9 protein-coding genes are annotated in these 13,370 nt (G+C 72.8%); 4 read left to right on the top strand and 5 right to left on the bottom strand.

Annotation, left to right across the window (positions count from 1 at the left end; all coding sequences use genetic code 11):
• Positions 1-5: 5 nt before the first annotated feature.
• Complete coding sequence (locus tag DEJ02_RS11985; protein ID WP_111033228.1) at positions 6-1,490, bottom strand: aminopeptidase P family protein; 1,485 nt, start codon at positions 1,488-1,490, stop codon at positions 6-8.
• 70 nt (positions 1,491-1,560) lie between these two features.
• Here DEJ02_RS11985 and DEJ02_RS11980 point away from each other — a divergent pair, with 70 nt between their 5' ends.
• Positions 1,561-2,433, top strand: coding sequence for a PHP domain-containing protein (locus DEJ02_RS11980; protein ID WP_071405460.1), 873 nt, complete (start codon positions 1,561-1,563; stop codon positions 2,431-2,433).
• Between the two features lie 151 nt (positions 2,434-2,584).
• On the opposite strand, the gene DEJ02_RS11975 is transcribed toward DEJ02_RS11980, so the two are convergent.
• Positions 2,585-4,090 (bottom strand): DEAD/DEAH box helicase, encoded by a 1,506-nt coding sequence (locus DEJ02_RS11975; RefSeq protein WP_111033227.1) that lies wholly within the window; start codon positions 4,088-4,090, stop codon positions 2,585-2,587.
• Between the two features lie 159 nt (positions 4,091-4,249).
• Here DEJ02_RS11975 and DEJ02_RS11970 point away from each other — a divergent pair, with 159 nt between their 5' ends.
• Entirely contained in the window at positions 4,250-4,963 is a 714-nt protein-coding gene (locus DEJ02_RS11970; protein WP_231564082.1) for a ferritin-like fold-containing protein, read from the top strand.
• Positions 4,964-5,005: 42 nt separating this feature from the next.
• Here DEJ02_RS11970 and DEJ02_RS11965 read toward each other — a convergent pair whose 3' ends face one another.
• Both DEJ02_RS11965 and DEJ02_RS11960 read right to left on the bottom strand, forming a co-directional pair.
• On the bottom strand, positions 5,006-5,302 hold the full coding sequence (locus tag DEJ02_RS11965) for a hypothetical protein (protein WP_111033226.1): 297 nt from the start codon (positions 5,300-5,302) through the stop codon (positions 5,006-5,008).
• Between the two features lie 4 nt (positions 5,303-5,306).
• The gene (locus tag DEJ02_RS11960) at positions 5,307-5,531 is read right to left on the bottom strand and encodes a DUF3107 domain-containing protein (RefSeq protein WP_031259670.1); all 225 of its coding nucleotides are present in this window, start codon (positions 5,529-5,531) and stop codon (positions 5,307-5,309) included.
• 127 nt (positions 5,532-5,658) lie between these two features.
• Here DEJ02_RS11960 and DEJ02_RS11955 point away from each other — a divergent pair, with 127 nt between their 5' ends.
• Complete coding sequence (locus DEJ02_RS11955; RefSeq protein ID WP_181440343.1) at positions 5,659-8,814, top strand: UrvD/REP family ATP-dependent DNA helicase; 3,156 nt, start codon at positions 5,659-5,661, stop codon at positions 8,812-8,814.
• Entirely contained in the window at positions 8,811-12,095 is a 3,285-nt protein-coding gene (locus DEJ02_RS11950; protein ID WP_111033224.1) for an ATP-dependent DNA helicase, read from the top strand. The genes DEJ02_RS11955 and DEJ02_RS11950 overlap by 4 nt, the downstream gene beginning before the upstream one ends.
• 221 nt (positions 12,096-12,316) lie before the next feature.
• Here DEJ02_RS11950 and DEJ02_RS11945 read toward each other — a convergent pair whose 3' ends face one another.
• The gene (locus DEJ02_RS11945) at positions 12,317-13,315 is read right to left on the bottom strand and encodes a phosphotransferase (RefSeq protein WP_111029543.1); all 999 of its coding nucleotides are present in this window, start codon (positions 13,313-13,315) and stop codon (positions 12,317-12,319) included.
• Positions 13,316-13,370: the final 55 nt, after the last annotated feature.

The raw sequence follows: 13,370 nt of genomic DNA, 5'->3' as shown, positions 1-13,370 counted from the left end.
TCAGGCTAGCGGCCCGAGCGGGCGATCCACCCCTCCACTTCCGAGGGGGTCCGGGGGATGCCGACCGACAGGTTCTCGGCACCGTCCTCGGTCACCAGGATGTCGTCCTCGATGCGGACACCGATGCCGCGGAACTCCTCCGGCACGGTCAGGTCGTCCTGCTGGAAGTACAGTCCGGGCTCGATCGTGAAGACCATGCCGGCCTGCACGGTGCCGTCGAGGTACATCTCGCGGCGGGCCTTCGCGCAGTCGTGCACGTCGAGCCCCAGGTGGTGGCTCGTGCCGTGCACCATGTAGCGGCGGTGGAACTGGTTGTCCGGCTCGAGCGACTCGGCGGCGGAGACCGGCAGGAAACCCCACTCGGCGGTCTTGCGCGCGATGACCTCCATCGCGGTGGCGTGCACCTGGCGGAACGTGATGCCCGGCTTGACGATCGCGAACGCGGCGTCGGCGGCCTCGAGCACGGCTTCGTAGACCATGCGCTGCACGGGGGAGAACGTGCCGCTCACCGGCAGCGTCCGGGTGATGTCGGCGGTGTAGAACGAGTCGACCTCGACCCCGGCGTCGATGAGGATGAGGTCGCCCGGCTGCACGGCGCCGTCGTTGCGGGTCCAGTGCAGGATGCAGGCGTGGTGGCCCGAGGCGGCGATGGTGTCGTAGCCCACGGTGTTGCCGTCGGCGCGGGCCCGGCGGTTGAACGTGCCCTCGACGATGCGCTCACCGCGCGGGTGCGCGAGCACGGCGTCGAAGTCGCCGATGACGTCGTCGAACCCGTGCTTCGTGGCGTCGACGGCCTTGCGGAGCTCACGGACCTCGTACGCGTCCTTGACCAGTCGCAGCTCGGACAGGTCGCGGGCGAGCAGGTCGTCGGTGGCGGGCGACCCCTCGGTCTCGTCCGCGCCACCGATCGCTGCGCCGATGCGGGCGTCGAGCGAACGGGTCAGGTCGTCGTCGGCTTCACGCACGAGCAGCGCCGACGCGTCGAGTGCATCGGCGACGGCCGAGAACGCCCCGAGGTCGGCGGTGGCCAGCCCGAGGTCGGCGGCGACGGCATCGAGCGAGGGGCGCGGCCCGACCCAGAACTCCCCGATCTCGGGGTTGGCGTAGAACTCTTCCGAGTCGCGGCCCGCGGTGGCGCGGAAGTACAGCGTGGCGTCGTGGCCGGAGCCGTTCGGCGTCATCACGAGCACGGAGCCGACGACGGTGTCGGTGCCCCAGCCGGTCAGGTGCGCGAAGGTGGAGTGCGGGCGGAACGGGTAGTCGCAGTCGTTCGAGCGGACCTTGGCCTGCCCGGCCGGCACCACGATCGTGCGGCCCGGGTGCAGCTCGGAGATGCGTGCGCGACGCTCGGCGGCGAACGCGGCCTGCTCGCGGGGCTCGGGCTGCGCTTCCGAGCGCTCGGCCCACTGCGACCCGATGAAGTCCTTGAAGGTCGAGGACCCGGGGGTCGTGGATCGGTTGCTCGTCGCGCGGGGAGTCGTGTCGGCCATGCGTCCATCATCGCACCGCCGGGCGCCACCCGGCCTGTGCGGCCGCTCACCTGTGGATAGCATTGGCGACGTGCCAGACCCGTTCATCGACCTGCACGCGCACTCCAGTGTCTCCGACGGCACCGAGCGTCCCGCGGAGCTCGTCCGAGCGGCCGCGGCCGCCGGACTCGACGCCGTCGCGCTGACCGACCACGACACGACCGCGGGGTGGGCGGACGCCACGGCAGCGGCGCACGAGCTGCCCCTGACCCTGCTGCCGGGCCTCGAGCTGAGCACCCGCATCGGCTACCGCAGCGTGCACGTGCTCGGCTACCTGGTGGACCCCGAGCACCCCGGTCTGGTCGAGGAGACGACCCGGATCCGCGACGGCCGGCTGTCCCGCGCGCACCGCATGGTCGACCGCATCGCCGAGGACCACCCGATCACCTGGGCGGACGTCCTGGCCCAGTCCAGTCCCGGTGCCACGATCGGCCGTCCGCACATCGCCGACGCCCTGGTCGCCCGCGGGCTCGAGTCCGACCGGTCCGCGGCGTTCCGCGGCATCCTGCACCCGGCGTCCGGCTACTACGAACCCCACGAGGCACCGTCGCCCCTGCGCGGCGTCGAACTCATCCGGCAGGCGGGCGGCGTGCCCGTCATCGCGCACCCCGCGGCGTCCTCGCGCGGGATCGTCATCGACGAGCCGATGCTCCGCGACCTGGTCGACGCCGGGCTCGGCGGGCTCGAGGTCGACCACCGCGAGAACCTGGCACACGGCAAGCGCACCCTGCTCGACTGGGCGACGCGCTACGGCCTGTTCGTCACCGGTTCGAGCGACTACCACGGCACCGGCAAGCCGAACCGGCTGGGGGAGCACCGCACCGCACGCGTCTCGTTCGACGCGATCGTGTCCGAGGCGACGGGCAGCGCTCCCGTGGTCGGACCCGGCTCGCGCCTGTCCTGACGCGTCGCGCCGTCCCAACGAGTTTTCGGCCTGGCCGACAGTCCACGCGTCGGCGTCCACGTGAACTGTCGCTGCGCGCGTGACGCCGGTCCGCAGGTGGGGACGACGAAGGGCCCGTCGCGTCAGCGACGGGCCCTTCGGACTGGAGGCGCTACTCGCCGTCCGACGTGCCCTGCGGTGCCGAGGCGGTCGCCGAGGCATCGCCGGTGCCGGCTCCGCGACGGCGGCGACGACGGCGACGCTTCGCCGCGCCGTCAGTGGAACCACCCTCGGCGGCCGAGCCGTCCTCGGGGCCTGCCGCGGCGGTGGGGGTGACCGACTCGGTGGCCGGAGCCTGCGGGGCGGACTGCTCCGAGCCTCCTGACCGGGTGCGGCTGCGCGACCGCGAACGCGACGCGTCACGCGAACCCGAGGCCGGGCGGTCGCTGCTGCGCTTCTCGACGGAGGCGCCAGCCGAGGCGGCGTGCGACGACGAGCCGGGCAGACGGCCCTTGGTGCCATTGGGGATGTCGAGTTCCTCGAACAGGTGGGGCGACGACGAGTAGGTCTCGACGGGCTCGGGGATGCCGAACTCCAGCGCCTTGTCGATCAGCGTCCACTTGTGCAGGTCGTCCCAGTCGACGAACGTGACCGCGATGCCGGTCTTGCCCGCACGGCCGGTGCGGCCGGCACGGTGCAGGTACGTGTCCGGGTCGTCCGGGATCGTGTGGTTGATGACGTGCGTGACGTCGTCGACGTCGATGCCGCGAGCGGCGACGTCGGTGGCGATGAGCACGTCACGCTTGCCGGCCTTGAACGCCGCCATCGCGCGCTCGCGCTGCTCCTGGTTGAGGTCGCCGTGCACCGCTGCGGCGTTGAACCCGCGGTCCTTCAGCTCCTCGACGAGCTTCGCCGCGGCACGCTTGGTGCGGGTGAAGATCACGGTCTTGCCGCGGCCCTCGGCCTGGAGGATGCGGGCGATGACCTCGTCCTTGTCCAGGGAGTGCGCGCGGTAGATGAGGTGCTTGATGTTGGCCTGCATGAGGCCCTCGTCCGGGTCGGTCGCCCGGATGTGCACCGGACGGCTCATGAACCGGCGGGCGAGGGCGACGATCGGAGCGGGCATCGTCGCCGAGAACAGCATCGTGTGCCGCACCTCGGGGACGGCCTGGAAGATGCGCTCGATGTCCGACAAGAACCCGAGGTCGAGCATGCGGTCGGCCTCGTCGAGCACGACCTCCTGCACGTGGGAGAGGTCGAGCAGCCGCTGCCGCTGCAGGTCGATGAGTCGCCCGGGCGTGCCGACGACGATCTGGGCACCGGCCTTGAGCTGCTCCACCTGGCCCTCGTAGGCCTTGCCGCCGTAGATCGAGACGACCGTGGTCGGCCGGTTCGAGGCCGCGAGTTCGAGGTCCTCGGTGACCTGGACCGCGAGTTCACGGGTCGGGACGACGACGAGCGCCTTCACGCCGTGCGCCGGGTCGGCACCGAGTCGCTGGATCAGCGGCAGGCCGAAACCGAGCGTCTTGCCGGTACCCGTCTTGGCCTGGCCGATGATGTCCTGGCCGGTCAGGCCGAGCGGGATGGTCTGTTCCTGGATCGGGAAGGGCTCGATGATGCCCTTGCCGGCCAGTGCATCGACGATGTCCTGGTCGATGTTGAGGTCTGAGAAAGTCAAAGAATCACCTTAGTTCTGGTGGAAGTCCGGGCCAGTCTACCGACGGGCGCGTGGTCCGGGGCGCTCCGGGGTGCTCCGGGGAGTCGGGCGGTCCGGTCCGGGCGCCGAGCGGGGCGACCGGCGGGTCCCACGGGGCGCGCCCTCTATGCTGGTCGGGTGGTGTCGTGGTGGAACCGGAAGCGCGCGGCGCAGCTCGCTGCAGCATGGCTCGCGTCGCGGAACCCGCGCGGAGCCGCGCAGGTCAAGCGGCTCGCGCTCGACGACGTCACCCCGGAGCTCGACGTCTACCTGGGGCAGGCCGCGTACCTGCAGCTGTCCGTCTACGAGACGATGGGACGAGCCGGTGCTTCGGCCCCGACGCTCTCCGGCCGCCTGGTCACCGGGGTGCTCGCGACCACGGCGCTCGAGCGGCACCGCACGATCGTGGCCGAGATCGAGCGCACCGGCGGGGACCCGGCGGCGCTGATGGCCCCGCACCGCGAAGCGATCGACCTGTTCCTCGAACGGACGAGCGGCGCCGACTGGTACGAGTCGATGCTGACCGGCTACGTGACGGCCGGCATCCTCAACGACCTGTTCGGCAACCTGCTCCGCTCGCTGCCGATCGACGTGCGGCAGCGGCTGCGGTCGGTGTTCGACGCGCGCGAGGAAGCGGCGGTCGTCGAGGAGCTGACGGCCCACATCGAGGACGACCCGCAGATCGGTTCGCGTCTGGCGATGTGGGGACGTCGTCTGGTGGGCGACACCCTGCTCGTCGCCCGGTCGGCGCTGGCGTCGCACGCCCGCGAGGACCAGGAGCGGCTCGAGCCGGTCTGGACCGAACTCATCGCCGCGCACACCCGACGGATGGACGCGCTCGGGCTGACGGCCTGAGCGGTCGAGCGTCAGGCGCCGCGCGTCTGAGTTGCTCGAGCGTCAGGCGCCGCGCGTCTTGAGCTGCTCGTAGTACTCGGCGTCGCGCTTGTCGCGCTGCGTGCCGAGGAGCCACTCGACGACGAGGACGACCACGCCGGACCCCACGAGGGCCACGACCCAGATCCAGGTGCCGTCGTACCGCCACCCGGCCCAGGTCAGCGCTTCCCAGAGCACTGCTGCGGCGATGCCGCCGACCGCTGGGCCGACGAGCACGCCACGGTTCGACCGCCACGGCAGGATCACGTGCGCGACCGCACCGATGATGATGCCGCCGAGGACGGCGAAGAGCAGTTCCACGTCGTCAGGCGACGAAGCCGATGCGCCGTGCCTCTTCCGCGCCGACCTCGACGTACGCCAGGGCCGAGACGGGGACGATGAAGCGACGGCCCTTGTCGTCCTGCAGCGACAGGTGCGTCGACTTGGCGGTGAGCGCCTCGGACACGGCCTTCTCGACCTCGTCCGCGGTCTGGGCGGTCTCGAAGGCGATCTCGCGGGGGCTGTTGATGATGCCGATCTTGATGTCCACGAGCACAGCGTATCCGAGCGGTCCCGTGCGGCATCGGGCGTTCGCCGCGGGCGCACTCGACGGCGTGACGACCGGTGCCCCGCGCGTCCGCAGCGGTGCTGTCGGCGGTCCTGGGTACCGTACGAGCGTGCCGCAGACCACGCTGATGCCCGCTCCCGAGGACACCGGGTTCGCGCGCGCACTGGTCGACGACCCCTCGCAGGCCGCGGTGCTCGCGTTGCCGGACGGCCGTCACGCCGCGGTGATCGGTGCGCCGGGCAGCGGCAAGACGACCACGCTCGCGCGGCTCGTCGCCGACCGGCTGACCCGACCCGACGCGATCACCCCCGACGGCCACGCGACGGTGCTCGCCCTGACCTCGGCGCGGACGGCCGCGACGGCGCTGCGCGACCGGCTCGCTCGGGCCGTCGACCGGGTCGTGCCGGGTGCCCTCGCACGCACCGTGAACTCGCTGGCGTTCCAGATCGTCACCCACGCGGCGTCGGTGCAGGGGCAGGAACCCCCGACCCTGCTGACCGGCGGGGAGCAGGACCGGATCATCGCCGACCTGCTCGCCGGGCACGAACTCGACGGAGCTGGTCCGACCTGGCCCGACCCCATCACCGCCGTCGTCCGGGAGCGAGCGGGGTTCCGAACCGCCCTGCGCGACGTCATGATGCGTGCGGTGGCGGCCGGCGTCGAGCCCGACGACATGCGGGAACTCGGCGACGAGCTCGGACGGCCCGAGTGGCGGGCCGTCGGGGACTTCGTGGACGACTACCGGGCATCGGTCACCGCGTTCCGGCCGACCGGGCTCGACTCCGGCGAACTCGTGGCGTACGCCACTGCCGCGGTGCTGCGGCACGAGCTCCCCGCGAGCATCGCCGCCCTGCGCCTGGTCGTGGTCGACGACACGCAGGAACTGGTGGAGGGTGAGATCGCGCTGCTCGGGGCACTCGCGCGCTACGGCGTGCAGGTCGTGGCCTTCGGCGACCCGGACATCGCCGCCTCGGCGTTCCGCGGCGCCGAACCGGACGTCCTCGGTCGGCTGGCCGTGCGACTCGGGGTCGACCGCGTCGACGAGCTGTTCCTCGGCGCCGTGCACCGGCACCCCGCCCCGATCCGTGCCCTGGTCACCGGCGTCACGGGTCGCATCGGCACCGCGGCGGCCGGTCGGCAGCGCAGCGCGTCGGCAGGCGACCAGGATGCGCGGTCCGACGCCGTCGTGCACCTCGAGGCCGCCAGCCGTTCCGCGCTCGTCGTGGCGATCGCCCGTCGACTGCGCGAACACCGGCTGCTCGACGGTGTGCCGTGGCACCGGATGGCCGTGGTCACCCGCAGCGGTGCTGCCATCCCCGAACTCGTCCGGGCACTCTCCGTGGCCGAGGTCCCGGCGACCGCCGGTGCCGCGCCCGTCCGTCCGCGCGACGACTCCGCGGCGCGGGCGCTGCTCGACGCGGCTGCGGTGGCGCTCGACGTCCTGCCGTTGGACGCCGCCCTGGCCACCGCGTTCGCCACCGGGCCTCTCGGCGGCCTCGACACCCTGGCCATGCGCCGGCTCCGGCTCGCCCTGCGGCGCGAGGAACTCGCGGGCGACGGCAGCCGCACCGCCGACGAACTGCTGGTCGATGCCCTGGGCGCACCGGAGCGCCTGGCGACGGTGGACGCCGGGTTCGCACGACGGGCGACCCGGCTGGCCCGGAGCCTGGTGCAGGCGCGTGCCGACGCCCAGGCGGGATCGAGCATCGAGGAGATCCTCTGGGGCCTCTGGGAGCGCAGCGGTCTCGCGAAGTCATGGGGTGCCCAGTCCGCCGCAGGTGGGGTCGGCGCCGGGGAAGCCGACCGCCACCTGGACGCCGTCGTCGGCTTGTTCACCGCCGCCAAGCGCTTCGTCGAGCGCACGCCGGACGCGCCCGCGCGGGTCTTCGTCGACGACCTGCTCGGCGCGGATCTGCCAGAGGACTCGATCGGCCCCGACCGGACCGCCGGCCGGGTGCGGGTGCTGACGCCGTCGGCGACCATCGGGCTCGAGTGCGACGTGGTCGTGGTGCTCGGTCTGCAGGACGGCGTCTGGCCCAACACCCGGGTGCGCGGCAGTCTGCTCGACCCGGACGGGCTGGTCCGCGCTGCCGCCGGGGTCGAGCGTTCGCCCATCGACGACCGTGCCGCCGTGGTCGCCGACGAACTCCGGCTGTTCGCCCGGGCCGTCTCGCGCGCCACCACCCAGGTCGTCATCGGCACGGTCGCGAACGACGACGAGTCGCCGTCACCCTTCGTCCGGCTCGTCCCGGTTCCGCCGGACCGTCAACCGACCGTCCATCCGCTTTCCCTGCGTGGGCTCGCCGGGTCGCTGCGCCGCCGGGTGGTGGGCTCCGGCGACCACGAGGCCGCGTCCGCGCTGGCCCGCCTGGCCGAGGCCGAGGTCCCCGGGGCGGCTCCGGACGAGTGGTACGGGCTCGCCGAGCCGACCACGGACGACCCCCTGGTCGGCCTCGACGCCGAGCCCGCGCCCGAGATCGAGGGCGGCGAACCCGTCGCCCCGGCCGTGTCGGTGTCGCCGTCGCGGATCGGCACCTTCGAGGAGTGCCCGGTGCACTGGTTCGCGCAGACCTTCGGCGGCGGTGCCCCGAGCCCGGCGATGGGCATCGGCACGATCGTGCACGAAGCGATGGAGCACGCCACCGAGATCGACGTCGAGTCGCTGTGGGAGCGGGTCGAGGCGCGGTGGGACGAGCTCACGTTCGAGTCGCCCTGGGTCGCCGACCGCGAACGTGCCAGGACCCGGCGGATGATCGAGGGGCTGAGCGACTACCTCCGCACCTTCGCCAGCGCCGGCCGTCGACTGCTCGGCGCCGAGACCTCGTTCGCGCTCGTGACCGGGCCCGCCCGGATCCGGGGGAGCATCGACCGCATCGAGGTCGACCCCGAGGGGCGCGTGAGCGTCGTCGACCTGAAGACCGGCCGGTCGATGCCCAGCGAGAAGAACGACATGCCGGAACACCCACAGCTCGGCGCCTACCAACTCGCGGTCGAGGACGGCGCGGTCGAGGGCGTGCCGGCGGGGTCGCCGATGACCGACGCTCGGCTGGTCTTCGTCCAGAACCCCCGCGGCGGGCAGGCGTACTCCGAGCGGACCCAGCACGCGTTCGACGCCGAGGCGCGCGAGGCCTACCGCGAGCGGTTGCACGGGGTGGCGCGGGGCATGGCCGGACGCACGTTCGTGGCGAACGTGGACGACCACTGCGAGAAGGCCCGGACCGGGGTCGAGTGCCGGGTCCACGTGGTGGCGGAGGTGACCTGGTGAGCGACACGACCGACACGACCGACACGGGTGACGCGACCGGCACGGCTGCCGCTGCGGACGGCACGGTTGCCGCTGCACCGCCCGTCATCCGGCACGGCGCCGACGCCATCGCCGACGCCCTCGGCCGCCCTCGTCCCACCGCCCAGCAGCGTGCCGTCATCGAGTCACCGCTCGTGCCGGCGCTGGTCGTCGCCGGTGCCGGCAGCGGGAAGACCGAGACGATGGCCTCGCGCGTCGTCTGGCTGCTGGCCAACGGACTCGTCCGCCCCGACGAGGTCCTCGGACTGACCTTCACCCGCAAGGCCGCCGGCGAGCTGTCCGTCCGCATCAACGACCGCATCCGCGCGCTCGAGGACGTGGGGTTGATCACCCCCGGTGACGCCTTCGAGGCACCCACCGTCTCGACGTACAACGCCTTCGCCAACGCGGTCTTCCGCGAGAACGCCCTGCTCGTCGGGCGTGACGGCGAGTCCCAGGTGCTGACCGAACCCTCGGCCTGGCAGCTCGCCCGTCGGGTCGTGGTGGCCGCCCGCGACGACCGGCTCGCCGGGCTCGACCGCGACGTCGACACCCTGACCGCAGCCGTGGTCGCACTCGCCGGCGCCACCTCGGAACACCTCGTCGAGCCGGAGGACCTGCGCCGGTTCGCGATCGAGTTCTCCGAGCTGCTCGAACTCCCCGGCAACCGCGGCAAGCCCTACAAGGCGATCACCGACGCGGTCGCCGCGATCGGCGCCCTCGAACCCCTGGCCGACCTGGTCGCCGACTTCCGACGACAGAAGGTCGACCGAGGATTCGTGGAGTTCTCCGACCAGATCGCCCTCGCGCTCGCCGCGGCCGAGTCGGCCCCTCGTGTCGTCACGGACCTACGGAGCCGCTACGGGGTGGTGCTCCTCGACGAGTACCAGGACACCTCGGTGGTGCAGACCCGGTTCCTCGCCCGGCTGTTCCGCGGGCACTCGGTGATGGCGGTCGGCGACCCGCACCAGTCGATCTACGGTTTCCGCGGTGCGAGTGCCGCGAACCTCGCCCGGTTCCCGCACGACTTCGGCGGCGACGAACCCGGCGTGGCCGAACCCGTCACCTTCGCGCTGTCGACCAGCTGGCGGAACCCGGTGGACGTGCTCGCGGGGGCGAACGCGATCGTGTCACCGCTGTCCGAGGCGTCCGAGGTCGACGTCGAACGGCTCTCGCCCCGGCCGGGTGCGGACGCCGGCGCCGTGCGGGTGGTGTTCCCCGAGACCCTGCCGGAAGAGGCCGACGAGGTCGCGGCGTGGTTCCAGGACCACCGCAGGCAGGACCCGGCGGGCTCGATGGCGCTGCTGCTGCGGGCTCGGAAGGACCTCGCGGCGTTCACGGCGGCGCTCGGTTCCCGTGGGGTGCCCTACCACGTGCTCGGCACGGGCGGACTGCTCCAGCGTCCGGAGATCGTCGACCTGGTGGCGTGCCTGCGCGTGCTGCACGACCCGGCGGCCGGCAACGACCTGATCCGGCTGCTCGCGGGTGCACGGTGGCGGGTCGGGGCGGCGGACATCGTCGCCCTGCACCAGCTCGCCCGGTGGCTGTTCCAGCGCGACCACACCCAGCAGCGCCTCGATGACGACCTGACCGCGGCTTTCCGTGCCTCGGTGGCTGCCGGGGAGCACGGGTCGATCGTCGACGCGCTCGACTTCGTCGCGACCGCACCCGACGAGCACGGCGCGCTCGAGGGCATCACCCCCGCGGGTCGCAGCCGAATGCGTGCGCTCGGCGGGCAGCTCGCGATGCTCCGCTCACGCGCGGGGAGCGACCTGGTCGACTTCGTGACGCTCGTCGTGCAGGAGATGCGACTCGACATCGAGGTCGCCGCGCACGAACAGGGCAGCGGCGCGTACCTCGACGCCTTCATCGACGAGCTCGCCGGTTTCGTGTCGACCGACGACCGCGCCGACCTCGGTTCGTTCCTCGGGTGGATCGACGCCGCAGCCCGACGGGACGACATGGGCCCGCGGTCCGAGGAGCCCGAGGCCGGCACCGTGCAGATCCTGACGATCCACGGGTCCAAGGGGCTCGAGTGGGACGCCGTCGCAGTGCCCCGGATGGTCGAGGGCGGCCTGCCGGCGCGTCCGCAGGAGGGCTCGTCGGGTTGGCTCGGGTTCGGCCGGCTGCCGTACGAGTTCCGCGGGGACGCGGCCGAGCTGCCGCGACTCGCATGGCGCGGGCAGGAGACCCAGAAGGACGTCACCACGGCGATCGACGCCTTCAAGGAACAGGTGAAGGCCCGCAACGAGGACGAGGAACGCCGGCTGACCTACGTCGCCCTGACCCGTGCCAAGCACGACCTGCTGGTGTCCGGCTCGTTCTGGGCGGGCGGAGTCCGACCCACCGAGCCGAGCCGATACCTGCGCGACCTGGTGGACGCCGGCGTCATCGACGGTGCGGCGATCCCGGAGACGACGGTGCACGACGAGAACCCGATGGGGGAGAGCGGCGCGACCCAGACCTGGCCACACGTGCCGTTCGGGCAGCGCGCACCGCGGGTCCTCGCCGCCGCCGAGCGGGTGCGGAACGCGAACCCCGGTGCTGCGGGACGCTTCGCCGCGGACATCGACCTGCTGCTCGCCGAACGGCACGCCACCCGGAACGCGAAGCACGCGGTCGCCGTCCCGCACCGGGTCCCGGCGTCGGGCTTCAAGGACTACCTGACCGAACCCGACTCGGTGGCCGAGCGGCTCCGCCGGCCGATGCCGGAGCGACCGTACCGGGCCACGCGGCTCGGCACGCTCTTCCACCAGTGGGTGGAACAGCGGGCGCGGAGCGGCGGCGCGCTCGAGACGCTCGACGTGTGGGACGGCGAGCTCGACCTCGATGCCGACGAGCTCGCCGATTCGTCGCCGGACGCCGTGGTCACCGACGACGACGCCCGTCGACTCGCCGACTTCCAGGCGACGTTCGCCCGCTCACGGTGGGCCGGGCTGACACCGATCGAGGTCGAACGCGAGATCCACATCCCGTTCCTCGGGCACAGCGTCGTGTGCAAGCTCGACGCCGTCTACGAGATCGACGGGCGTGCCGAGGTGGTCGACTGGAAGACGGGCAAGGCGCCGTCGGGGGCGGACGACCTGGCCCGCCGCACCCTGCAGCTCGCGTTGTACCGCGTCGCCTACGCCGAGTTCACCGGGCGGCCGCTCGACCAGGTCGACGCGGTGTTCTACTTCGTCGCCGACGACCTCGAGGTCCGTCCGACCGAGCTGCTCGACCGCGCCGGACTCGAGCGTGCGTGGTCCGAGGCCATCGGCTGACGTCCCACGGGCGCGCTGCGCCCGTCGCGCGCGCTGCGCCCGTGTCGCGCTGCGCCCGTGTCGCGCGCCGCCCGTGTCGCGCTCCGCCCTGGAGGCCCGGTGCCGGTCCGCCGGACCCGCGCCGGGCCTCCAAGCGGTCGCGTCCACGACTCCTACCGCACTTCGTGAGCAGGAATGGTCGGGTGCGCCGCAGCGACCCGACCATTCCTGCTCACGAAGCGTCAGCCGTGGCGGCGTTCGGTGGAGGACAACAGCTGCTCCACCTCGCCGATCTCCATCGTCTCGGGTGACACGGACTGCAGTGGTTCCGCACTCGGGGCGTGCACCGCGTCGACCAGGCGGTGCATCATCGCGACGGCGTCGTCGACGACCTCGGTGCTCTTCGCCTGGACGCCGTGCAGCAGCCAGTGCGCCGTCTCGAGTTCGTGGTGCACGCGTGCACGCTGTGCGAGCTGGCGGTCGCGTCCGCCGCCGTTCGCCTCGTAGGCGCTGAGGACGGTGTCGAAGGCGTCGCGGCGGCCGGCGAGCACCCAGGCGAGGTCCTTCGCCGGGTCGCCGAGCCGCAGCTCGCCCCAGTCGAGGACCCCGGTCACCGCGTCGCCGTCGACGAGCAGGGCGCCGGTGCCGAGCGAACCGTGCACGACGGTCGGCGTGAACTGCCAGAGCTGCTGGTCGCGGGCGGCACCCTCCCAGCGTTCGACGAGCGCGGCAGGGACGAGCTTGGTCGCCACGGCGCGGTCCATCACCGAGACGGCGGACCGGAGCACCTCGAACGGCGTGAGCGACGGCAGGCCGGCGTCGGAGACGAAGCTCGTCGGCAGCTGGTGGATCGCGGCGAGGGCACGGCCGACGCTGGTGGCGAGGTCGGGGCGCTCGACGAGCGACGCGAGGGTCGGGTGAGCCCCGGCCAGCCGCGTCGTGACGATGGCGCGCGTCGACCCGATCGGTGCCTGGCCGCGGTACTCGGCGACGCCGAACGGCAGGCGTGTGCGGATGCCGGCGCTCAGCGCGCGGATGGCGACGAGGTCGGCCGACTGCCGCGCCTCGGCACGCTGGTTCCGGGGGCGGCGGATGACGATCTCGGTGCCGTCGGCGTCGCGGAGGAGCGCCGACTCGTAGTCGCCGGCCGCGGCCGAGCCGAGCGTGCGCGTGCCCGTGACGAGGAGACCTGGAACGGCCGTCGTCGCCAACGCGGCTAGAGTGAACTGGGATCCCGCCATGCCCCTCAGGGTAGGCGCGTGACGCGTGCACGGCTGCACGCCACGCTGTTCGGCG

The organism is Curtobacterium sp. MCLR17_042 (genome assembly GCF_003234695.1).
In the GTDB taxonomy this organism is placed as follows: domain Bacteria; phylum Actinomycetota; class Actinomycetes; order Actinomycetales; family Microbacteriaceae; genus Curtobacterium; species Curtobacterium flaccumfaciens.
The sequence above is the reverse complement of the archived record's forward strand: the minus strand, read 5'-3'. Positions and strand labels throughout refer to the sequence as shown.

Coding starts and splice junctions, on each gene's coding strand:
- DEJ02_RS11985 (WP_111033228.1), bottom strand. CDS start 1,490: ATGGCCGACACGACTCCCCGCGCGACGAGCAACCGATCCACGACCCCC.
- DEJ02_RS11945 (WP_111029543.1), bottom strand. CDS start 13,315: ATGGCGGGATCCCAGTTCACTCTAGCCGCGTTGGCGACGACGGCCGTT.